General features: G+C 67.2%; 20 protein-coding genes and 2 riboswitches. Of the genes, 7 read left to right on the top strand and 13 right to left on the bottom strand.

The genetic code is table 11. The annotated features are described in order from the left end of the window. Nucleotides 1-10 precede the first annotated feature (10 nt). The 10 genes from Q0P59_RS09465 to Q0P59_RS09510 all read right to left on the bottom strand — a co-directional run bounded on the left by Q0P59_RS09465 (nucleotide 11) and on the right by Q0P59_RS09510 (nucleotide 9,481). A complete protein-coding gene (locus Q0P59_RS09465) occupies nucleotides 11-2,101 on the bottom strand; it encodes a diguanylate cyclase (protein ID WP_295005966.1) in 2,091 nt (696 codons plus the stop codon). Beyond that, nucleotides 2,098-2,994 carry an ABC transporter substrate binding protein gene (locus Q0P59_RS09470; protein WP_295005968.1) on the bottom strand — a complete coding sequence of 299 codons (897 nt, stop codon included), beginning with the start codon at nucleotides 2,992-2,994 and terminating at the stop codon, nucleotides 2,098-2,100. The genes Q0P59_RS09465 and Q0P59_RS09470 overlap by 4 nt, the downstream gene beginning before the upstream one ends. A gap of 52 nt (nucleotides 2,995-3,046) precedes the next feature. After that, the gene (locus tag Q0P59_RS09475) at nucleotides 3,047-3,637 is read right to left on the bottom strand and encodes an SCO family protein (protein WP_295005971.1); all 591 of its coding nucleotides are present in this window, start codon (nucleotides 3,635-3,637) and stop codon (nucleotides 3,047-3,049) included. After that, nucleotides 3,634-3,972 carry a hypothetical protein gene (locus Q0P59_RS09480; protein WP_295005973.1) on the bottom strand — a complete coding sequence of 113 codons (339 nt, stop codon included), beginning with the start codon at nucleotides 3,970-3,972 and terminating at the stop codon, nucleotides 3,634-3,636. Before Q0P59_RS09480 ends, Q0P59_RS09475 begins: the two co-directional genes overlap by 4 nt. 57 nt (nucleotides 3,973-4,029) lie before the next feature. Continuing rightward, on the bottom strand, nucleotides 4,030-4,821 hold the full coding sequence (locus Q0P59_RS09485; protein ID WP_295005975.1) for a cobalamin-binding protein: 792 nt from the start codon (nucleotides 4,819-4,821) through the stop codon (nucleotides 4,030-4,032). 6 nt (nucleotides 4,822-4,827) lie between these two features. Further along, nucleotides 4,828-5,718, bottom strand: a complete 891-nt coding sequence (locus Q0P59_RS09490) for a cobalamin-binding protein (protein WP_295005978.1) — start codon at nucleotides 5,716-5,718, stop codon at nucleotides 4,828-4,830. Next, nucleotides 5,715-6,707 carry a threonine-phosphate decarboxylase CobD gene (gene cobD / locus Q0P59_RS09495; protein ID WP_295005980.1) on the bottom strand — a complete coding sequence of 331 codons (993 nt, stop codon included), beginning with the start codon at nucleotides 6,705-6,707 and terminating at the stop codon, nucleotides 5,715-5,717. Before cobD ends, Q0P59_RS09490 begins: the two co-directional genes overlap by 4 nt. Beyond that, nucleotides 6,700-7,608: an adenosylcobinamide-phosphate synthase CbiB gene (cbiB, locus tag Q0P59_RS09500; RefSeq protein ID WP_295006049.1), complete on the bottom strand. Its 909-nt coding sequence runs from the start codon at nucleotides 7,606-7,608 to the stop codon at nucleotides 6,700-6,702. The genes cobD and cbiB overlap by 8 nt, the downstream gene beginning before the upstream one ends. Continuing rightward, complete coding sequence (gene bluB / locus Q0P59_RS09505; RefSeq protein ID WP_295005982.1) at nucleotides 7,608-8,354, bottom strand: 5,6-dimethylbenzimidazole synthase; 747 nt, start codon at nucleotides 8,352-8,354, stop codon at nucleotides 7,608-7,610. Before bluB ends, cbiB begins: the two co-directional genes overlap by 1 nt. A gap of 40 nt (nucleotides 8,355-8,394) precedes the next feature. Then, nucleotides 8,395-8,581, bottom strand: a riboswitch (cobalamin riboswitch). Nucleotides 8,582-8,620: 39 nt separating this feature from the next. After that, the gene (locus Q0P59_RS09510) at nucleotides 8,621-9,481 is read right to left on the bottom strand and encodes an ACT domain-containing protein (RefSeq protein ID WP_295005985.1); all 861 of its coding nucleotides are present in this window, start codon (nucleotides 9,479-9,481) and stop codon (nucleotides 8,621-8,623) included. 148 nt (nucleotides 9,482-9,629) lie between these two features. On the opposite strand from Q0P59_RS09510, the gene Q0P59_RS09515 reads away from it, so the two are divergent. Then, nucleotides 9,630-11,093, top strand: coding sequence for a cobyric acid synthase (locus Q0P59_RS09515; protein WP_295005987.1), 1,464 nt, complete (start codon nucleotides 9,630-9,632; stop codon nucleotides 11,091-11,093). Nucleotides 11,094-11,114: 21 nt separating this feature from the next. On the opposite strand, the gene Q0P59_RS09520 is transcribed toward Q0P59_RS09515, so the two are convergent. From Q0P59_RS09520 to cobU, 3 genes are all read right to left on the bottom strand, one after another. Then, on the bottom strand, nucleotides 11,115-12,464 hold the full coding sequence (locus Q0P59_RS09520) for a tetratricopeptide repeat-containing response regulator (RefSeq protein WP_295005989.1): 1,350 nt from the start codon (nucleotides 12,462-12,464) through the stop codon (nucleotides 11,115-11,117). Beyond that, entirely contained in the window at nucleotides 12,461-13,069 is a 609-nt protein-coding gene (locus Q0P59_RS09525; RefSeq protein ID WP_295005992.1) for an ATP-binding protein, read from the bottom strand. Before Q0P59_RS09525 ends, Q0P59_RS09520 begins: the two co-directional genes overlap by 4 nt. A gap of 110 nt (nucleotides 13,070-13,179) precedes the next feature. Next, nucleotides 13,180-13,731 carry a bifunctional adenosylcobinamide kinase/adenosylcobinamide-phosphate guanylyltransferase gene (cobU, locus tag Q0P59_RS09530; RefSeq protein WP_366090544.1) on the bottom strand — a complete coding sequence of 184 codons (552 nt, stop codon included), beginning with the start codon at nucleotides 13,729-13,731 and terminating at the stop codon, nucleotides 13,180-13,182. Between the two features lie 20 nt (nucleotides 13,732-13,751). After that, nucleotides 13,752-13,945, top strand: a riboswitch (cobalamin riboswitch). A 74-nt stretch (nucleotides 13,946-14,019) separates the two neighbouring features. On the opposite strand from cobU, the gene cobT reads away from it, so the two are divergent. From cobT to Q0P59_RS09560, 6 genes are all read left to right on the top strand, one after another. After that, nucleotides 14,020-15,081, top strand: a complete 1,062-nt coding sequence (cobT, locus tag Q0P59_RS09535; RefSeq protein ID WP_295005996.1) for a nicotinate-nucleotide--dimethylbenzimidazole phosphoribosyltransferase — start codon at nucleotides 14,020-14,022, stop codon at nucleotides 15,079-15,081. After that, nucleotides 15,078-15,848 (top strand): adenosylcobinamide-GDP ribazoletransferase, encoded by a 771-nt coding sequence (locus tag Q0P59_RS09540; RefSeq protein WP_295005998.1) that lies wholly within the window; start codon nucleotides 15,078-15,080, stop codon nucleotides 15,846-15,848. Before cobT ends, Q0P59_RS09540 begins: the two co-directional genes overlap by 4 nt. Before the next feature lie 188 nt (nucleotides 15,849-16,036). Next, a complete protein-coding gene (locus tag Q0P59_RS09545; RefSeq protein WP_295006000.1) occupies nucleotides 16,037-16,675 on the top strand; it encodes a hypothetical protein in 639 nt (212 codons plus the stop codon). Between the two features lie 104 nt (nucleotides 16,676-16,779). Continuing rightward, nucleotides 16,780-17,292 (top strand): alpha-ribazole phosphatase, encoded by a 513-nt coding sequence (cobC, locus tag Q0P59_RS09550; protein WP_295006002.1) that lies wholly within the window; start codon nucleotides 16,780-16,782, stop codon nucleotides 17,290-17,292. A gap of 10 nt (nucleotides 17,293-17,302) precedes the next feature. Next, nucleotides 17,303-18,397, top strand: coding sequence for a putative lipopolysaccharide heptosyltransferase III (gene rfaQ, locus Q0P59_RS09555; protein WP_295006004.1), 1,095 nt, complete (start codon nucleotides 17,303-17,305; stop codon nucleotides 18,395-18,397). After that, nucleotides 18,394-19,536 carry a glycosyltransferase family 4 protein gene (locus Q0P59_RS09560; protein ID WP_295006006.1) on the top strand — a complete coding sequence of 381 codons (1,143 nt, stop codon included), beginning with the start codon at nucleotides 18,394-18,396 and terminating at the stop codon, nucleotides 19,534-19,536. The genes rfaQ and Q0P59_RS09560 overlap by 4 nt, the downstream gene beginning before the upstream one ends. Nucleotides 19,537-19,543 lie beyond the last annotated feature (7 nt).

A 19,543-nucleotide genomic window follows, 5' to 3' on the forward strand; every position in this document is an offset into this window, starting at 1 on the left:
GACCTCGCCATCACGCGGAGCGCATGACCGCGCCCTCGAACCAGACGTCGAAGGGCTCGTTGGGGGCGATGGCCTTGCCCTGCGCGTAGTCGATTCCCAGGTCGCGCAACTGTTCCAGCGTTTCCAGATCGTCGATGTCTTCGGCGATCGAGCGAATGTGCTGGTCGGCGGTGATTTCCTGCACCGCCCGCAGGAGGGCGGTGGACGCACGGCTGCCGCCCAGGTCGCGGGTCAGGCTGCGGCTGAGCTTGACGTAGCCGGGGTAGATGCTGCGCAGGTGGCTGAAGGAGGACAGACCGCCGCCGAAATCCTCAAGACCGATCTGGCAGCGCAGGCTCTTCATCTGGCGGGAGAACTCGATGGCCTGGCTGGTCTGATGGGTCAGGATGTCTTCGGAGAACACGAAGCACAGTCGATCTCCGGACAGGTTGTGGGTGGTCAGGCTATGCGCGATGTAATCGACGGTTTCGCGGCTGCTGATCGAGCCGCGGGACAGGGGCACCAGGCAGTACAGCGAGCGCTGCTGCAGCCTCGCCCGCGCCAGGGCGGCGACGGCGCAGTCGATCAGGCGGCGGTCGATGGCCGGGGCCAGATCGTAGCGTTCGGCGGCGTCGATCAGCGCGGCCAGTGTCACCGGGGGTTGCCCCGGCTCGTTGAGGCGAGCGGTCAGCGCAACGGTGTGGCCGCCGGTCGAAACCTGCAGCGAACGCAGGGGGATGGCCTCGACCAGCAGGCGATCCTCGGACAGGGCAATGGCGATCCGGCTGGCCCAGTTGCTGTTTTCCTGGCGCCTGTCCTGCGTCTGGGCAACCTCCTGTTCGCACACACGGTTGCGGCCGCTTTCCTTGGCGCGATGGCAGGCGGCGTCGCCGGCAGCGAGGATTTCGTTGATGTTCCTGACCTTGCGGGTGACCGTCGTGACGCCGATACTGGCCCCGATGGCGAAGACCTTGTCCTGCCAGATGAAGCGATAGGCGGAAGCCAGCCCGCAGAGGTCCTCGGCGACCTGGCGCGCCCGGGCGCCCGTGCAGTTGGCGAGGATGATGCTGAATTCGTCGCCGCCGAGCCGGGCGAGCGTATCGTCCTCGCGCAGGCGGCCCTGGAAGAGCAGGGCAATCTGGCGCAGCAGTTCGTCGCCGGCGAGATAGCCGCAGGTGTCGTTGACCTGCTTGAAGCGGTCGAGGTCGGCGAAGATGACGGTGAATTCCTCGTCGCCCGCCTGGACGCTGGCCAGCGCCTTTTCCAGACGATGTTCGAATTCGCGCCGGTTGAGCAGGCCGGTCAAGGCGTCGTGGCGGGCCTGGAAGGCGAGCTGGGCGGTTGCTTCCTCGATACGCGCCTGCATCGAGAGGTGGACCTCCTCGATGCGCGAGGCCATCTGGTTGAAGCCGTTTTCGAGGACGCCGAGTTCGCCGCTGGAGGTCGTGGGCACCCGCGTTTCCAGCTTGCCCGACGACATGCCGGCGACGGCCTGGACCAGGCGCATGACCGGGCGGGCCAGGTTGTCGGCCATGGCGATGGCGAGCGCTGCCAGCACCAGCATGCCGAAGAGGACGATCATCAGGCCGCGCATGACCAGTTCCCGCTGCTTGTTGGCCAGTTCGCTCTTGTCCAGTTCGACGAAAATGTAGCCGATGATCTCCGGGGTCGAGGATTTTTCGGCGTTTGACGGCGGGTCGAAGAACAGGTCGGTATCGGTGGTCGAGCGCTTGACCGGGGCGCCGAAGGCGATCCAGTGGTCGGTTTCGGCAACCAGCCGGGGTTCGCTCAGCGCATTGCGGAGCTCCTCGGCCGACAGGGATACCCGCCCGCTGACCGCGATGGTCCGGCCTTTCTGGTTGACCACCACGGCGGCCTTGACCCCCGACTCCTGGACGGTGGCCTGGGCCAGCCCGTGCAGGCTCTCGACCTGCCCGGCAATGATCCCGTATTCGCTGATCGGCGCCAGGTAGCGGACGGTGGCCAGCCCCTTGAGGCGAAGCTCGCCCTCGAGGGTATGGATGCCGCTCAGGGTGAAATAGGCGACCAGTGCGATGGCGATTAGCGCACTGGGGAGCAGGGTCAGGAATAGCAGTCGATGGCGCAGGGTCAGATGGTTCATCGCGACTCCCTGTCGGCGTTCATGGCGCGTCGGATGGCAGCTTCGTCGGGGATTTTCAGGCCGAGTGACTGCGCGACGTTGGAATTGATGGCAATGGCGAACTGCTGCGGTCCGCTCGGCGGCGGAAGGCTGCTTCCATGGGCGAGGATCATGTCCGCCGTCTGGCGCGCAATCTGCGTCGGCGTGGTGTGCAGGGCGGCCAGCGCGCCGGCGGTGACGAAGGCGGGCGAGTAGCCGATCACGGGACGCTGCTGGCGGAAGGCGGTAATCAGGATGGCCTTGATGTTGTTGCGCCGATAGATGGTGTTATCCGGTATGGCAACCAGGGCGGCGGAACGTTCCAGGACCGAATTGAGCGCCGGGAGCAGAGCCCGGTCGGTATCGGCATCTTCGACATCGAGGCTGAGCCCGGCGTTGACGAAGGCCTGCCGGAACTGGGGCAGCAGCGCGCGGCTTTCGGTGCTGACCAGCATGCCGAAGCGCTTCTGGTCCGGGAACAGGTGGCGCAGGAAAGCCGCCTGGCGGCTTGCCGGCTGATCGAGGTAGATCGCGGTGATGCGGCCGGGCCGGCGATTTTCAGCGAGGATGCGGTCGTAGCTTTGACGCGGCAGCAGGGTAGCGATGATCGGCGGGCTGTCGCCGCGACTCAGCGCCTTGCGCAGGGCGTCGCTGCCGGCGGTCACCACCAGGTCGGCCGGGGGGGGATGGCCGCCGTCGGCCTGGGTCGTCGAATGAATGTTCCAGCTGGAGCCGCTCAGGACATCTTCGAGTACGCTGGCGAACTCGCCATAGGCACCGCCGCTCTCGCTGAGAATGAGCGCAATGCTGCCAGCCCAGGCCGGGGTGGCCAGGGAAAGCAGGAAAAAGAGGAAAAATGACGCCAGCGTGCGCATTTGCAAAATATCGCATGCCCGGTATGCCAAAGCAATGACGGATTGGGGCAAATCAGCGACTATTTAACAGTTCGCCAATTTGTTTCGTTATGTCGGTGACGGGCGTCGAGAAGGCGAATTTCTTGATGAACTCGCCATTGGGGCCGAGCAGGATCATGCCGGCCGAGTGATCGACGGCGTAGCGGCCGGGATCGGCGCCGGGTTCGCGGACCTTGGCGTAGCGGATCTTGAAGTTGTCGGCGGCGCGGCGAACCAGGGCGGGCGAGCCGGTCAGGCCGAGAATGCGCGGATCGAAAAACTCGGTGTAGGTCTTCAGGACCTGGCCGGTATCGCGTTCCGGGTCGACGGAGATGAAAATGGCCTGGAAGCGGTCGGCGTTCTTGCCCAACTGTTTCAGGATTTCGGCCATCTCGACCAGGGTGGTCGGGCAGACGTCGGGGCAATAGGTGTAGCCGAACGAGATGAGTTGGAAGCGGCCGCGAAAGTCTTCGCTGGAAACGCCGCGGCCGTTCGGGTCCTGCAGCAGGTAGCGCGGGTTGATGCCGGCGTTTTCCCCGCGCAGCAGTTCCAGGCTGTGGCTGGCCTGGGCGGCGGCCGGGCCGGTGACCAGCAGCGCCAGGCAAAGGATGCCCAGGCGGATCATTGGGCCTTCGGAAAGGCGGCCTGCAGGCGTTTCTCGCCGGCCGCGATGCGGCTGGCCAGCGTGGCGCCGTCCGGGCACGGGGTCTTGCCCTTGCCTTGCTCGAGATAGGCGGCATTGGTGGCGTTTTCGAAGGCCTCGCCGATGTCGCGCGTCTTGGGCGCGGCGGTGACGATGGCGTTGCGGGCGCGGCTGACCAGGGCCGGCTGCTGGCAGGCGAGGGCGATGCCGTTGAGCTGGCCGAGTTCGGCAACGGCGGCCGGGCCTTCGTCGGCGGCATGCGCCGGGATGCACAGGGCGGCCATGGACAGGAACAGCAGCGGGGCAGCGATCTTCATCGGGTATCTCCTCAAGTCTGGCCGCCGATTATAGGCGCTCAGCCGAGGCCGGCCTTTTCACAGATCAAAAATGTCGAGCAGGGCGGGCAGGCCTTCGCTGATGGCGACCGGGCCGGGGGTCAGGATGACGGCCGACTTGATTTCGTGCATCCGGCCGTCGCGAACCGCCGGGACGTTTTCCCAACCGGGGCGGGCGGCCACGCGTTCGGGGCGAAAATGCTTGCCGCACCACGATCCGATGATGATGTCCGGGGCCGCGGCGATGACCTGTTCCGCTGTCGGCCGGCGATCCTTGGCCAGCGGGGAGCGGGACTGTTCGGCGAAGACGTCCTCGCCGCCGGCGATCTCGATCAGCTCGGAGGCCCAGCGGATGCCGCTGATCAGCGGTTCGTCCCATTCCTCGAAATAGACGCGCGGCTTGCGCCCGGTCCGCGCCAGGCGCTCGGCGGCGATGCGCCGCGTCTTCCCGATCTCGGCCTCCAGTTCGGCGACGATGGCCAGCGCCCTGGCCTCGGCGCCGAGCAGGCGGCCGACGGTCTCGATCATCGCCAGGATGTCGTCGACGCTGCGCATGTTGAGGGCGTAGACCGGCACGCCGGCCTTGATCAGGTCGCGCGAGATCTCGCTCTGCAGGTCGGAGAAGGTAAGCACCAGGTCGGGCCGGGTGGCGAGAATCTTCTCGATGTCGCCGCTGGTGAAGGCGAAGACCTTGGGCTTTTCCTTGCGCGCCTCGGGCGGCCGGACGGTGTAGCCGGAGATGCCGACGATGCGCTCCTGCTCGCCGAGGGCGTAGAGCACCTCGACGGTTTCGGTGGTCAGGCAGACGATGCGTTGGGGCAGGCGGGGCATGGTTTTTTACTTGGCGGGACGATGGCTTCTTGCGACATCGAGATGCGCGCAAAGTTTCTCGGCGCCGTCGAGAATGCGCGGCGTATGGCGCTGCATGATGTCGGGGTTGATATGGAACAGGTTGTTGCGCTTGACGGCGGTCAGCTTGGTCCATTTGTCCCAGTCGTTCAGCCATTCCGGCTTCGAATCGCCCATGCCGGTGGCGACGATGGCTTCCGGGTCGGCTTCGAGCACCGCCTCGACGCTGACGGTCGGCGCCATCTTGCCGAGGTGGCCGAAGACGTTTTCCCCGCCGCACAGCCTGATCGCATCGCTGATGATCTGCGGGCCGCCGACGGTCATCAGCGGGGCTTTCCAGATCTGGTAGAAAACGCGCACCTTGGGCTTGGCCGCATTGGCCTTGCGCAGGCTTTCCAGGCGCTGCCGGAAGCGCTCGGCCGCCGGCTTGGCGACGGCTTCGGTGCCGGCCAGCTGGCCGAGGCGTTCCAGCTGATCGGCGACGTTCTCCATCTTGTTCGGTTGGGACACATAGACGGTCAGGCCGAGCGCCTTCAGCTTGTCGATCTGGGTCATGTTGTTGCCGCTCTCCCAGGCCAGCACCAGGTCGGGCCTGAGCGCGGCGACGGCTTCGAGGTCGACGCGGGAATAGCCGCCGACGCGGGCGACCTTTTTTGCTTCCGGCGGGTAATCGCTGTATTCCACGGTGCCCACCAGCTTGTCCCCGGCGCCGGCGGCATAGAGGCTTTCGGCGATGTGCGGGGCGAGGGCGACGATGCGCCTGGCGGGCGCCTTGAGGCGGACTTCCTGGCCGCTGTCGTCCTTGAGGCTGAGGTCGGCGCGAGCCAGGCCGGCCAGGGCAAGGCCTGAGAGCAGGAGGGCGAGCTGGCGGGTCTTCATGCGGGTTTCCATTCGTTCAGGGCGTCGGAGAGTCGCTGCCATTCGGCGGCGTGGCCGGGCAGGCCGAAGCGGAGCAGGGAGTGCTGGTCGAAGCGGCGGGTCAGGATGGCGCGGCGGGCCAGGTGCTCGTGGAGTTCGCCGGCGTGGGGCGAGTTCAGCGTGGCGAACAGCGAAGTCGCTTTGACCTCGCCGAGCGGCGCCAGCAATCCGTGCAGGCGCTCGGCCTGGGCCTGCAGGCGGCTGCGCGCCGTCGCCTGCCATGCGGTGTCGAGCAGCGCCTGGCGGGCCACTTCGCGGGACGGGCCGGGGATGGTCCACGGGCCCATGGATTCCTGCATGCGGTTGAGCAGCTCGGGGGCGGCGAACACGAAGCCGACCCGCGCCCCGGCCAGGCCGAAGAACTTGCCGAGCGAGCGGAAGACGATGAGGTTGGGCGCCTCGTCGGTGCCGGCCAGCGGCGTCAGGCTCAGTTCGGGCGTGGCGTCGATGAAGGCTTCGTCGACGATCAGCCAGCCGCCGCGTTTTTTCAGCTGCCGGGCGGCGTCGATCACCGCCTCGACCGGGTGGCGGTCGGCGGTCGGGTTGTTCGGGTTGCACAGCAGGATGTAGGGCGTGATCGCCGTCAGCGCGCGCGGCAGCGTGGCGTTCTGCAGGAAGCGGAGCTTGTGGCCGGCCTGTTGCCAGGCGTGCGGATGCTCGGCATAGATGGGTGCGATGCAGGCGACAGCCGCCTTGGGGAGCAGGGCCGGGAGGCACTGGATGGCGGCCTGGGAGCCGGCGACCGGCAGCAGCCCGGGGTTGCCGTAATAGGCCGCGGCGGCTGCCTCCAGGCCGTCGCCGGTTTCCGGCAGGCGCTGCCAGACCGTCGCCGGCAGCGCGGGCACCGGCCAGGCTTCCGGATTGATGCCGGTGGACAGGTCCAGCCAGCGGTCGAGCGGGATGTCGTAGTGCGCTGCGGCTGCGCGCAGGCGGCCACCGTGTTCAAGCATGCAGGAATCCAATCACGAAAAGGACGGCCAGCCAGAGCCACAGGCTGTGCCGGATCAGGGCGATGGCCCGGTCGAGGTCGGCCGCCACCGGTGCCGGGCCGCAGCCGAGCGGCGGGCGGATTTCCTCCTGGCCGTGGTAGATCGCGGCGCCGCCGAGTTGAACGCCCAGGCTGCCGGCCCCGGCCGACATTACCGGTCCGGCGTTCGGGCTTTCCCAGTTGCCGGCCTGGGTGCGCCAGCAGCGCACGGCCTGTTGCGTCTGCCCGAGCAGGGCGTAAGTCAGGGCGGTCAGGCGGGCGGGCAGCCAGTTCAGCGCGTCGTCGAGGCGGGCGGCCGGGCGGCCGAACAGGTTGAAGCGCTCGGTGCGGTAGCCCCACATGGCATCCAGCGTGTTGGCCAGCCGGAAGAGCAGGGCGCCGGGGCCGCCGAGCAGGGCGAACCAGAACAGGGTGCCGAAAATGGCGTCGTTGCCGTTCTCCAGCACCGATTCCATGCCGGCCTTGGCGACGCCGGATTCGTCGAGCTGCGCCGTCTCCCGCGACACCATCCAGCCGACGCGCCGGCGGGCCTCGTCGAGCCGCCCTTCGCGCAACGGTCGGGCGACGGCTTCGGCGTGTTCTGCCAGGCTGCGCGAACCGAGGGCGAAATAGAGCAGGGCGACGTCGACGGCGAACGGGGCGAAGGGACGCAAGGCGAAGGCCAGGGCGACGAAGGGGAGGACGACCAGCGCCCAGGCCAGCAGGCCGGCCGGCAGCCGGCGCCGGTTGAGACGCTTTTCGACGGCACCGGCCAGCTTGCCGAAGCCGATCAGCGGATGAAAGCGGCGCGGCTCGCCGAGCAGCCGGTCGAGCAGCGTCGCCGCCAGCGCGGCGGCCGGCATGGCGAGCGCACCATCCGGCATCATTTCGGGAAGATGCCCCGTTGCTGGATATCGTCCTGCATGGTTTCGAGCGCGCCGGTCAGCGATTCGCGGCGCTCGGCGTCGACCTGGCCCCACTGGTCGTAGTAGAGCAGGTCGGCGATGGGCAGGCGGGGCAGCCAGCCGGCCTTTTCCAGCTCCGGCTTGTCGTGGAAGTGGCTGACGTAGCCGATGCACAGGTAGGCGATGGGCACGATGTCGGCCGGCATGCCGAGGGCTTCCTGCAGTTCCGGCTGGTTGAAGATGCTCACCCAGCCGACGCCGAGGCCTTCGGCGCGGGCGGCCAGCCACAGGTTCTGCACGGCGCACACGCTGCTGTACAGATCCATGGTCTTGATGTGGGTGCGGCCGACGACGACCGGGCCGGTGCGCTCGCGGTCGCAGGTGATGCACAGGTTGATCGGCGACTCGACGATGCCTTCGAGCTTGAGCTTGCTGTAGGTTTCCCGTTTGCCCTCGGGGAACATCATGGCCGCTTCGGCGTGGGCCTTGGCGAAGACGTCGCGCACCCGCCGCTTGACCTCGGGCGAACGGACGAGCAGGAAATTCCACGGCTGCATGAAGCCGACCGACGGCGCGTGGTGGGCGGCCAGCATGACGCGGGCGAGCACCTCGTCGGGCACCGGGTCGGGCAGGAACTGGCCGCGCACGTCGCGGCGGTTGAAGATGGTGCGATAGACGGCGGCGCGCTCGGCGTCGGAAAAGGCGTGGTCGTTCTGGTTTTCCATGAATTCCCCTTGTGGAAAAACGATGGCTGCCTGTCCATGCAGCCCGGTTTTGTCTCCCGGCCGGTCTTCTGACTTGGATTCACCCGTTGCCGCGCCTTCCCGGTGAAACACCAGTGGCCGCCTGCGGCGAACGTCCTCCTTACAGCGTTGGGCACGTGGCGGAATCGCACCGCCTTCCCGATTCTCCGCCTGCATGAACAGACGGCACCGAGAGACCTGAAGTGCGAAGGATAACAGGTGGAGGCGGGGTAGCGCGACGGGCAGCCTTACGACAGGTCGAGGGCGAGGAAGGCGGTGCCGGGAACGGGGTTGTGGCTGACCGGCGGCGCCGGCACGAAACCGAGCCTTGCATACAGCTGGCGCGCGGCCGCGAATTCGGGCAGCACGTCGAGGCACATCGTCGCGTAAGCCGCCTTGCGGGCTTCGCGGATCATCCGCTCGACCAGCAGCCGGCCGATGCGCCGGCCGCGGGCGGCAGGGCGGACATAGACCCGCTTCAGCTCGCAGCGCTCGCCATCCACCCGGCGCAACGCGGCACAGCCGACGAGCGCGCCGTCGAGCCAGGCGAGCAGGATGCGGCCGTCCGGTTCGGCGTATTTCCCGGGCAAATCGGCGAATTCCGTTTCGTAATCCTGGTACGCCAGGCTGACCGTCGGGCTGGCGACATACTCCCGGAAAATCGCGGTCACCGCCCCAAGATCGGCCGGTATCCCGGCCGGGCGGATCGCAATGCCCTGCTGCAGCATCTCCAGCGCGGCCAGCGCCTGCGCGCCGCGCTCGACCGGAACGAAGATATGGTCGTGGAAGGCGCCGGCGATCACGTTGCAGCTGATGTCCGCCTGTCCCAGGGCATCGGCGAAGGCGGCGGTCAGGCCGACGGCCTGGAGGTCCGAATGAACCGTCAGGGTGATCCAGGCCGCGCGAAAGAGGATGGACAGCCCGGCTGCGCTGGCCTGCTCCTCGGGCAGGACCAGCGTGATCCCTTCGCGCTCGGCAATCGTCGCCACGGGCTGGAGGCCCGCGGTGTCGCTGCCGTGCGGCACGACGCAGTAGGCATAGGTGCCGGCGTGGAGCTCGGGCTCCATCGAACGGATCAGGGTGGCGAGGTCGGAGATGGGCGTCGTCATGATTCTCGGTGGCGGAACGGGCCGGCGCGGAGCGTCGCGCCGCCGGCGATCCGGGAATTCTAGCGCCATGGTGCGGCGTTTATCGCGCATCGCCGGCCCGGCCCGCCCCATTTCCGCGATAATCGACGTTTTGTCCTTTCGCCTCGCCATGCTCCGTACCGCCCTGATGGTCCAGGGGACCACTTCCGATGCCGGCAAATCCACGCTGGTCGCCGCCCTGTGCCGCATTCTCAAGCGCCGGGGCGTGCGTGTGGCGCCGTTCAAGCCGCAGAACATGGCGCTCAATTCGGCGGTGACCGTCGACGGCGGCGAGATTGGGCGGGCGCAGGCGCTGCAGGCGCTGGCCTGCGGGCTGGAGCCGCATACCGACTTCAACCCGGTGCTGCTCAAGCCGACCACCGACAAGAAGGCGCAGGTGGTCATCCACGGCAAGGTCGCGGCCGACCTCAATGCCCGCGACTACCAGGAATACAAGCCGCGGGCGATGCGCGCGGTGCTCGAGTCCTGGGAGCGGCTGATGGCAACTTACGATTGCGTGCTGGTCGAGGGCGCCGGCTCGCCGGCCGAGATCAACCTGCGCGCCCGCGACATCGCCAACATGGGCTTCGCCGAGGCGGTCGACTGCCCGGTGATCATCGTCGCCGATATCGACCGCGGCGGCGTCTTCGCCCATCTCGTCGGCACCCTCGACCTGCTGTCGCCCTCGGAGCAGAACCGGGTCGTCGGCTTCGTCATCAACCGCTTTCGCGGCGACATCGGCCTGCTCGAATCCGGCCTGACCTGGCTGGAGGAGCGCACCGGCAAGCCGGTGCTCGGCGTCCTGCCCTACCTGCACGGGCTGATGCTCGACGCCGAGGACGCCATTGCCACGGCGGCCATCGGCGACAAGCGCGGGGCGCGGCTGAAGGTCGTCGCGCCGGCCTATCCGCGCACCTCGAACCACAACGACCTCGATCCGCTGCGCCTGCATCCGGAAGTCGATTTCCGCTGGATCGGCCCGGGCGAGGCGCCGCCCGCCGCCGACCTGATCGTGCTGCCCGGCTCCAAGGCGGTGCGCGCCGATATCGACTGGCTGCGTGCGCAGGGTTGGGACGCGGCGATCCGCAAGCACCTGCGCTACGGCGGCAAGGTGATCGGCCTGTGCGGCGGCTACCAGATGCTGGGCCGGGAAATCCACGATCCGCTCGGTCTGGAGGGGGCGGCCGGCAGTACCCCGGGCTTGGGCGTGCTGGCTGTCGATACCACGCTGGAAAGCGAGAAGCAGTTGCGCAATGTGAGCGGTCACTTGTCGCTTCCTGGCTGCCCGGCAATGACCGGTTACGAAATACACCTCGGCGTGACGCGCGGCGAAGGACTGGTCGCCACGGCGGTCGAGCTGGCCGACGGGCGCCGGGATGGGGCCATTTCCGAGGACGGACAGGTGTTCGGCACCTATTGCCACGGCGTTTTCGACCATCCGGATGCGCTCGGCGCCCTGCTCGCCTGGGCCGGCATGAGCGAAAGCCAGTCGGTCGATTTCGCCGCCCGGCGCGAGGCGGATCTGGATCGGCTGGCCGATTCGGTCGAGGCGGCGCTCGACTGGTCGAAACTGGCGCCCTGGCTGCCGCGCTGAGCGAAATCGTCGCCCGGCCGTTCAGGCGGCGGGCGTTTCGTGCTTGATGCGCTTGAGCGCGACCTGCTTCTGGATGTTGCGGAAGTCCATTTCGCGGCCGTGTAGCGAATACAGCTTGCGCGTGCTGCCGAAGGTCTTCTTGGCGTCGTCGGCCTCCATCAGCGTTTCGGCCTGGTGGTCGGCGAGTTCGTGGTCGCCCAGGCTCAGCGCGGCGCGCAGGATGTCCAGGCGCGGTGTCGATTCGAGCGCCGCCGACATCAGCGCCGGACGCAGGCCGGCGAAGCGCGGCTTGCCTTTGCCGGGCGAGGAGATCGCCAGCAGCGCCGCATAGCTGGCCTGAAGGTCGAGCGTCAGGTTCTGCAATTCCGACTCTTTCAGGCCGACCAGGGTTTTTTCGGCGGCGATCACCTCGTTGCCATTGACCTGGCTGCGCGCCAGGGCGAGCCGGTCTTCCGGCTGCACGGCGCCCGGCATGCTGTCGTTGGCGATGACGTCGGCCATCGCGGCGCGCGCCGTCTCGTCGTCGCCGTTGAGGGTTGCGGCCTCGGCCAGCAGGCGCTTGCGCAGGTAGTTGCGCGGCGTTTTCTTGGCCACCTCGTCGAGCACGCGCTGCGCCTCTTCCGCTTCGCCCTGCGCCATGCAGATGCTGGCCTTGAGGTCGGCGGCGTCGAAGAAGGTCGGGGTGCTGCTGACGACGCGCTCGATTTCCTCGCGCGCTTCGCTGAGCTTCTCCTGCCTGTGCAGGCTGCGCGCCACCCCGGCGCGCGCCCAGGGGAATTCGTAGTTGCTGAGGATCGTGCGGTAGGTTTCCTCGGCGGTCTTGGCGTTGCCGCTGGCCATTTCCGTTTCCGCCTGCTGGCGGAGGATTTCGAAACGGTAGGGGCGGCCGGCCTCGCTGTCGCGCTTCTTGGCGAGCAGGGCCAGCGCCTGGTCGAACTCCTGCTTGCGCTTGGCCCGGTAGTAATCCTTGAAGAACTCCTTCTTGGCGACGATGCGGTCCAGGCGCAGGAGCAGCTTGTCCGGCGAGAAAGGCTTGATGATGTAGTCGTCGGGAACCAGTTCGACGGCGGAAACGACCTGCTCGTAAGACTGTTCGCCGGTCACCATCATGAAGATGGTTTCGTCGGCGAGCAGGTTGAAGCGGCGCAGCTCTTCCAGCAGTTGCTGGCCGGAGCGGCCCTCGCCCAGCATGTAGTCGCACAGGATGATGTCCGGCGTGTTGTTGCGGATGCGGTACAGGGCGTCCTGGTAATTGGCGGCGAATTCGACGGCAAAGGCCCCGATGTTCTGGGCGACCGTGCGCAGCGCGTCGCGGGCGGTCGGCTGGTCGTCGATGACCAGGAAGCGCTTTTTGATGTAAGGGTTGTTCATGGCAGCCACAGCGTGAAGCGGGCGCCGCCGAGCGGGCCGCCGTTGTCCAGGCGCAGGCTGCCCTGCCGCCCCTTGCGCGCATGCAGGGCGGCCAGGGTTTCGGCCAGCTTGAGCCCGGTGCCCCCGGCCGGCGGCACTTCCGCATAGCCGGGGCCGTCGTCTTCGACGCGCAGCAGCAAGCCGCCGTCGTCCAGCGCGGCGCCGAGGCGGACGCAGGTCTTGGCGAAACGCCCGGCATTCTGGACGGCGTTGTTGAGAATGTCGGTCAGCAGGTCGCGGTCGAGCGGCCATTCGTCGAAAACCTGGCAGTCGATTTCCAGCCGGATCTGCGTGGCCGCGAGATGATGGCGCTGGGCCAGGGCAACCTCGTCGCACAGGTCGCCGACCACGGTCGGCACGATGGCCAGCGCCTGGTCGTCGCGGCCGAGCCGGTAGGCGGTCAGCGTGCGCGACAGGCGCTGGGCGGCGGATTCGATGGCGTAGCGCGCTTCGCCGAGGTCGACGCCATGTCTGCTTTCGGCTTCGATCAGCGTCGATTCGGCCTGGAACAGCTGGTTTTTTGCGTCGTGAATGCCTGACGCCAGGATGTCGAGCAGTTTCTGCATGTCTTTATGTCGCCGATGGCGGTTGTCCCTCTGCGCGCAAGCATACGCCGGGCGGCGGGTGGATGGAACCGTTGCCGCCTGTCGGGTGACCGGCGGCGCAAGCCGGTGCCTCAGCGGGGTTTGAGCGGCAGCGGCAGTCCGGCGGCAACCAGCGTGACCTGTTCGCAGACGGCGGCGACGCGCTGGTTGAGGCGGCCCTGTTCGTCGGCGAACAGGCGCGACACCGGGTGCATGGGCACGATGCCCCAGCCGACTTCGTTGGAGACCAGGATGATGCGGCCCGGCAATTGCGGCAGCGCGTCGACCAGGGCGCCGGTCTGGGCGCGGAACAGCGGGCAGTCGATGGCCTCGCCGGCTTCGGCCTGGGTTGCCGCGCGGCCGGCGAAGAGCAGGTTGGACAGCCACAGGGTCAGGCAATCGACCAGCAGGCAGGTATCCGGCGCCGCCAGTTCGCGCAGGCGGTCGGCCAGGTGCAGGGTTTCCTCGATGCAGCCCCATTCGGCCGGGCGTCGTTCGCGGTGGTGGGCGACGCGGCGGGCCATTTCGCCGTCGAGCGCCTGGGCGGTGGCGACGTAGACGACCTTGAGGCCGGATTCGCGGGCGCGTTGTTCGGCGAGCAGGCTTTTGCCCGAACGCGCGCCGCCGAGGATCAGTTCTTTCATGGCCGGCATTGTGGGTGAAGGCCGGCAGGGCGGCAACCGGTATAATGGGCGCTTCGACAATACGGAACCCGGTTTGAATCCGGGGCGGGCCCGCCGCTGTAATCGGGGACCGATGCCGCAACAGCCACTGCAATGGGGAAACAGACCCGGCGGGAAGGCGCGGTGGAGGAACGATCCGAAAGCCAGAAGACGTGTCGATACCTGCTAGTTGAAAGCCTGTGGACAGGGCTTCGCGACCGCGTTTGGACAACGTTGCCGCGAGGCCCTTTTTTGCTTTTGGAGAATCGGATGCATTCGTTTGACCATCAATTCAACATCGCTGCCCCGAACCGGGACATCGACACCGTCCTGCAACACAAGATCGACCGCAAGACCAAGCCGCTCGGCGCACTCGGCCAGCTGGAAAAAACCGCCCGCAAGATCGGCCTGATCCAGCAGACGCTGAACCCGCGCCTGGTCAACCCGCAGATGCTGGTCTTCGCCGGCGACCACGGCGCCGCCAAGGCCGGCGTGTCGGCCTACCCGCAGGACGTGACCTGGCAGATGGTCGAGAATTTCCTGGCCGGCGGCGCGGCGATCAACGTCTTCGCCCGCCAGAACGGTTTCGGGCTGTCGGTCATCGACGCCGGCGTGGCGCATGGTTTCGGCGGCGAGCGCGAAGGGCTGATCGACCTCAAGATCGCCCCCGGCACCGCCAACTACATCGAACAACCGGCGATGACCGCGGCCCAGTGCGCCCAGGCCATCGAGCAGGGCGCCGGCATCGTGCTCGGGCTGGCCGCCGCCGGCTGCAATGTAGTCGGCTTCGGCGAAATGGGCATCGGCAATACCGCCTCCGCCTCGCTGCTCACCCACTGCCTGACCGGCCTGCCGCTGGCCGAATGCGTCGGGCGCGGCACCGGCCTGGACGACGCCGGCCTCGCCCGCAAGCAGGACCTGCTCGACCAGGCCCTGCTACGCTACCGCAACGGCGGCGGCAACAACGATGCCTTTGCCGTGCTCGCCGAATTCGGCGGCTTCGAGATCGCCACCATGGTTGGCGCCATGCTGGCTGCGGCCGAAGCGAAGATGGTGCTGCTCATCGACGGCTTCATCGTCGGCTCGGCCGCCCTGGTCGCTTCGCGCCTCGCCCCGGCCCTGCTCGACTACTGCGTCTTCTGCCACCGTTCGGCCGAAGCCGGCCATCGCACCCAGTTGCTGGCCATGGGCGCCGAACCGCTGCTCGACCTTGGCCTGCGCCTCGGCGAAGGCACCGGCGCCGCGCTGGCCTATCCGCTGGTCCAGGCGGCGGTCGATTTCCTCAACGAGATGGCCAGCTTCGAGTCGGCCGGCGTGTCGGACAAGGAATGATCCGCCGCGAGCTCGAATACTTCTTCGGCGCCATCCGCTTCTTCACGCGGCTGCCGGTGCCCGGCTGGGTCGGGCATTCGGCCGAGGCGCTGAGCCATTCGGCACGCTATTTCCCGGCCGTCGGCCTGGTCGTCGGCGGCATCGGCGCCCTGGTCTATTGGCTGGCACTGCACCTGTGGCCGCAGCCGGTCGCGGTGCTGCTGTCGATGGCGGCGACCCTGTACGCCACCGGCGGCTTCCACGAGGACGGCCTGTCGGACACCGCCGACGGCCTCGGCGGTGGCTGGGACAAGCAGCGCATCCTCGACATCATGAAGGACTCCCGGGTCGGCAGCTACGGCGTCATCGCCATGGTGCTGGCGCTGCTCGGCAAGTTCGTGCTGCTCTCGTCGCTGGAACCGGCGCTGGTGCCCTTGGCGCTGCTTGCCGGGCATGCTGTATCGCGTTTTTGCGCGACGACGCTGCTGGCGACCATGGACTACGTCCGCGACGACGCCCTGAGCAAGGCCAAGCCATTGGCCACCCGCATGTCCGCCCGCGCCTTGCTGGTCGCCCTGTGTTTCGCCATCGCGCCGCTGGCGGCGCTGCCTTTGTGGAAAGCCTTGGCCGGAGTGGCGCTCGCTGCCATGCTTACGCTGTGGCTGGTCGGAAAATTCAGGCGCTGGCTGGGGGGGTATACCGGGGATTGCCTGGGGGCGACGCAGCAATTGGCGGAGATTGGGTTTTATCTGGGTCTGGCGGCGAATATGGCCGTTCTGGTGCCTTAACTCCGCTGACTACAAAACCATCCTTTAAATAGCCTTATTGAAGCTTTATAGGTATTCGTCACATCAATTTCCTTGTTGGGTGCGAGATTCGAAACGCATAATTGATGCATGGGCATCAATTCATACGTGAATCGAGTGACTCTGTTTAATAACGCTTAAGCGCCATTTTCAACAGGGAGGTAATTGCCGTGGTATCTGGGGTCAAAGCAAAAGGAATAGCGATCATGCGAGGGCTAATGGTCGTTGCAATTGCCGTTCTTGTCAGTGCGTGCGGTACAACTTTCAATTCGCGGGGACAAGTCTATGACGGCCCCGGCCAAGTTACTGCCGTGTACGTCTATTCATTTCTTGATCTGCGCGAAGGGGCTCTCGGCAAGCAGTTTCTTGTCGAAGTAAGGCGTCAGCTGTCTGATGCACTGTCCAAAGAGGGCATTAGGACGAAACAGCTTTGGTTTAACGAGTCGCCGCTCCGGGCACAGTTTTCGTTGGAGGCCAAGGGGCCAAATCCGGCAACGACCAATACGCGAGTGCCGGTTGATGAGGTGGTTGTGGCGACCCGCGAAGATGAGCAGTCCTTCGGTGCCACGCATCGGCTGCTAGTATTCCCGGCCTCGGTAATGATGTCCAACACGGGCTCGAACTTCGACATCCGGTGGACGCTTATCGACGCTCAGACGAACAAAGTTCACTGGTCGACAACATCCTTCAGTTCTCATATGAAGTGGTTTCTCGGCGATGAAAATCCGACAGGGCGAGCCACGGAATTTGTGGATGGCCTTATGGCTGAGCTGCGTAAGTCCCACGTGATTTCTGGTCGTGGCCCCTGATTTTTCAGCTGTTGGCTGCCAGATTCCAACATTGAACGTCTGTTTTTCGAATTGCCTGCTTTCGCTTTGGGCGTGAAGCAGGGTTCCAACCCTTAACTAGCCAGATGCGCCTCCACCTGATCCGCCACCCCAAGCCCCTGATCGAAGCCGGTATCTGCTATGGCCGGCTCGATTGCCCGGCGGAAGATGCGGTTTCGGCGGCCGCCAGCCTGTTGGCTGAGCTGCCGCCCGGATTGCCGGTATGGAGCAGCCCCTTGCGCCGTTGTCGCGACCTGGCCGAGCGGCTGCATGCTCAGCCCGTCATCGACGACCGCCTTGCCGAGATGGACTTCGGTGCCTGGGAAGGCCGACGCTGGGATGACATTCCCCGTGCCGAGCTCGACGCCTGGGCAGCCGATGTCGCTGGCTACGCCCCACCGGGCGGCGAGTCGCCGCGCGCATTGCAGCGGCGGGCGCTGGATTTCGTGGCTTCGCTTGCCGTGCCGGAGGCGGTGATCGTCACCCACGCCGGGGTGATCCGCACCCTGCTGGCCCATTGGCAGGGCCTGCCGCCCGAGCGGTGGACGGAGCTGAGCTTCCCCTACGCTTCCTGCACGCGGGTCGATGTCCCCCGGTAGAATGCCGGCCATGGAAAATTTCAATCCCCTGCGCGACGCGATTCCGGTTGGCGACATCCGCCGGGCGCTGGTCATCAAGCTGCGCCATCACGGCGACGTGCTGGTCAGCTCGCCGGTTTTCTCGGTGCTCAAGGCGCACGCGCCGCAGGCCGAGATCGACGCGCTGGTCTATGCCGATACGGCCGAGATGGTGACGCTGCATCCGGCCATCGCGCAGGTGCACACCATCGACCGCAAATGGAAGCAGTTGGGGGCGATGGGGCAGCTCAAGGCCGAACTGGCGCTGTACAACGCCCAGAAGGCGCGGGGTTACGACCTGATCATCCACCTCACCGAGCATTGGCGCGGCGCCTGGCTGTGCCGGCTGCTCAAGCCGCGCTGGTCGGTCGGTCCGGCGGTGAAGGGGCGGCCGAAGCGCTGGAAACAGAGCTTCACGCACCTCCAGACCATCCACAACCCGCAGCGCCACATGGCGGAGACCAACCTGGATTCGCTGCGCCGCCTGGGCATCCGGCCGGGGCCGGACGAGCGGCGCCTGACGCTGGTGCCGGGGCCGGCGGCCGAAGCGGCGGTGGCGACGTATCTCGCTGGTTTTGGCCTGAAGGGCAAGGATTTCATCCATGTCCATCCGGCCTCGCGCTGGTTCTTCAAGTGCTGGCCGGTCGAGCGCATGGCGGCGCTGGTCGAGCGCTTGCAGGCGGCGGGCCATGCCGTGGTCCTGACGGCGGCACCGAGCAACGACGAAAAGGCCATGCTGGAGGCCATCCAGGCGCGGTTGGCCAAGCCGGCCTTCAGCCTGTCCGGCCAGTTGTCGCTGAAGGAACTGGCGGCACTGACCCAGGCGTCGAAGCTGTTCATCGGCGTCGATTCGGCACCCATGCACATTGCGGCGGCGGTCGGCACGCCGACCGTGGCGCTGTTCGGGCCATCCGGCGACAAGCAGTGGGGGCCGTGGAGCGCGAACAGCCGCGTCGTCGCGAGCCAGGTTCACCCGTGCCGCCCCTGCGGCCACGACGGTTGCGGCGGCGGCAAGGTCAGCGACTGCCTGACCTCGATTGCCGTCGACGACGTGATGGCCGCCGCACAGGAATTCCTCGGCGCGTGAAGATCGCCATCGTTCGCCAGCGCTACAACCCGTTCGGCGGCGCCGAGCGTTTCGTCGAGCGCGCCCTCGGCGCGCTGGCCGGCGAGGGGGCCGAGGTGACGCTGATCACCCGCAGCTGGGACGGCGCGCCGCGTGCCGATTTCCGGCAGATCACCTGCGACCCGGCCTATTCCCGGTTGCTCGGCGGACGGGCGGCGCGCGACCGCAGTTTTGCCGCCGCGGCGCAGGCCGAAATGACCAGGGGCGGCTTCGACATCACCCAGTCGCACGAGCGCATTCCCGGGTGCATGATCTTCCGCGCCGGCGACGGCGTGCATGCCGCCTGGCTCGACCATCGCGCCCGCATCCTCGGGCCGCTGCAGCGGGCGACGCAACGCTGGTCGCCGTATCACCGCTACGTGCTGGGGGCGGAAAAGGCCATGTTCGGCCATCCGGCCCTGCGTGCCGTGATCTGCAACTCGCGGATGGTCGCCGACGAGGTCGAACGCTACTACGGCGTGGCGCGCAGCAAGCTGCAGGTGATCTACAACGGCGTCGATACCGAGGTCTTCCACCCCGGGCTGGCCGATGAATTCCGGCGCTCGATGCGGGCCGGCAATGGCATTCCCGACGCGGCGCCGCTGCTGCTCTTCGTCGGCAGCGGTTTCGAGCGCAAGGGCGTGCCGCAGTTGCTGCGGGCCGTGGCACGCATGCAGCGAACCGATGCGCGCATCGTCATCGTCGGCGCCGACCGTAAATTGAAGGCGATGCAGAAATTGTCCGGGCTGCTCGGGCTGAGCCGGCGCGTGCTGTTCACCGGGCCGCTCAAGGATGTCCGCCCGTGGTACGGCGCGGCCGACGGCTTCGTGCTGCCGACCCTCTACGATCCGTGCCCCAACGCCGCGCTGGAGGCCCTGGCCTGCGGCCTGCCGGTAGTCACCTCGACGACCTGCGGGGCGCAGGAGTGGGTGCGCTCCGGTGACAACGGCTGGGTGGTCGATGCCGTCGATATCAACGGCCTGGCGCAGCGTCTCGACGACCTCGCCGGGCTGGCCGGCAACGCCGAGGCCCGGGCGGCCGCGAGGGCGGTCGCCGAGCCGCTGACCCTGCCGGCGATGGCCGACCGGCTGCTGACGCTGTACCGCGCGCTGGGCCGCTGACGCGGCG

Origin of the sequence: uncultured Dechloromonas sp. (genome assembly GCF_945957265.1) — a bacterium.
Lineage (GTDB): Bacteria > Pseudomonadota > Gammaproteobacteria > Burkholderiales > Rhodocyclaceae > Azonexus.

What these genes read in the sequence shown, in the direction of transcription:
- Q0P59_RS09465 (WP_295005966.1), bottom strand. Translation starts at nt 2,101, where the DNA reads ATGAACCATCTGACCCTGCGCCATCGACTGCTATTCCTGACCCTGCTC.
- Q0P59_RS09470 (WP_295005968.1), bottom strand. Translation starts at nt 2,994, where the DNA reads ATGCGCACGCTGGCGTCATTTTTCCTCTTTTTCCTGCTTTCCCTGGCC.
- Q0P59_RS09475 (WP_295005971.1), bottom strand. Translation starts at nt 3,637, where the DNA reads ATGATCCGCCTGGGCATCCTTTGCCTGGCGCTGCTGGTCACCGGCCCG.
- Q0P59_RS09480 (WP_295005973.1), bottom strand. Translation starts at nt 3,972, where the DNA reads ATGAAGATCGCTGCCCCGCTGCTGTTCCTGTCCATGGCCGCCCTGTGC.
- Q0P59_RS09485 (WP_295005975.1), bottom strand. Translation starts at nt 4,821, where the DNA reads ATGCCCCGCCTGCCCCAACGCATCGTCTGCCTGACCACCGAAACCGTC.
- Q0P59_RS09490 (WP_295005978.1), bottom strand. Translation starts at nt 5,718, where the DNA reads ATGAAGACCCGCCAGCTCGCCCTCCTGCTCTCAGGCCTTGCCCTGGCC.
- cobD (WP_295005980.1), bottom strand. Translation starts at nt 6,707, where the DNA reads ATGCTTGAACACGGTGGCCGCCTGCGCGCAGCCGCAGCGCACTACGAC.
- cbiB (WP_295006049.1), bottom strand. Translation starts at nt 7,608, where the DNA reads ATGCCGGATGGTGCGCTCGCCATGCCGGCCGCCGCGCTGGCGGCGACG.
- bluB (WP_295005982.1), bottom strand. Translation starts at nt 8,354, where the DNA reads ATGGAAAACCAGAACGACCACGCCTTTTCCGACGCCGAGCGCGCCGCC.
- Q0P59_RS09510 (WP_295005985.1), bottom strand. Translation starts at nt 9,481, where the DNA reads ATGACGACGCCCATCTCCGACCTCGCCACCCTGATCCGTTCGATGGAG.
- Q0P59_RS09515 (WP_295005987.1), top strand. Translation starts at nt 9,630, where the DNA reads ATGCTCCGTACCGCCCTGATGGTCCAGGGGACCACTTCCGATGCCGGC.
- Q0P59_RS09520 (WP_295005989.1), bottom strand. Translation starts at nt 12,464, where the DNA reads ATGAACAACCCTTACATCAAAAAGCGCTTCCTGGTCATCGACGACCAG.
- Q0P59_RS09525 (WP_295005992.1), bottom strand. Translation starts at nt 13,069, where the DNA reads ATGCAGAAACTGCTCGACATCCTGGCGTCAGGCATTCACGACGCAAAA.
- cobU (WP_366090544.1), bottom strand. Translation starts at nt 13,731, where the DNA reads ATGAAAGAACTGATCCTCGGCGGCGCGCGTTCGGGCAAAAGCCTGCTC.
- cobT (WP_295005996.1), top strand. Translation starts at nt 14,020, where the DNA reads ATGCATTCGTTTGACCATCAATTCAACATCGCTGCCCCGAACCGGGAC.
- Q0P59_RS09540 (WP_295005998.1), top strand. Translation starts at nt 15,078, where the DNA reads ATGATCCGCCGCGAGCTCGAATACTTCTTCGGCGCCATCCGCTTCTTC.
- cobC (WP_295006002.1), top strand. Translation starts at nt 16,780, where the DNA reads ATGCGCCTCCACCTGATCCGCCACCCCAAGCCCCTGATCGAAGCCGGT.
- rfaQ (WP_295006004.1), top strand. Translation starts at nt 17,303, where the DNA reads ATGGAAAATTTCAATCCCCTGCGCGACGCGATTCCGGTTGGCGACATC.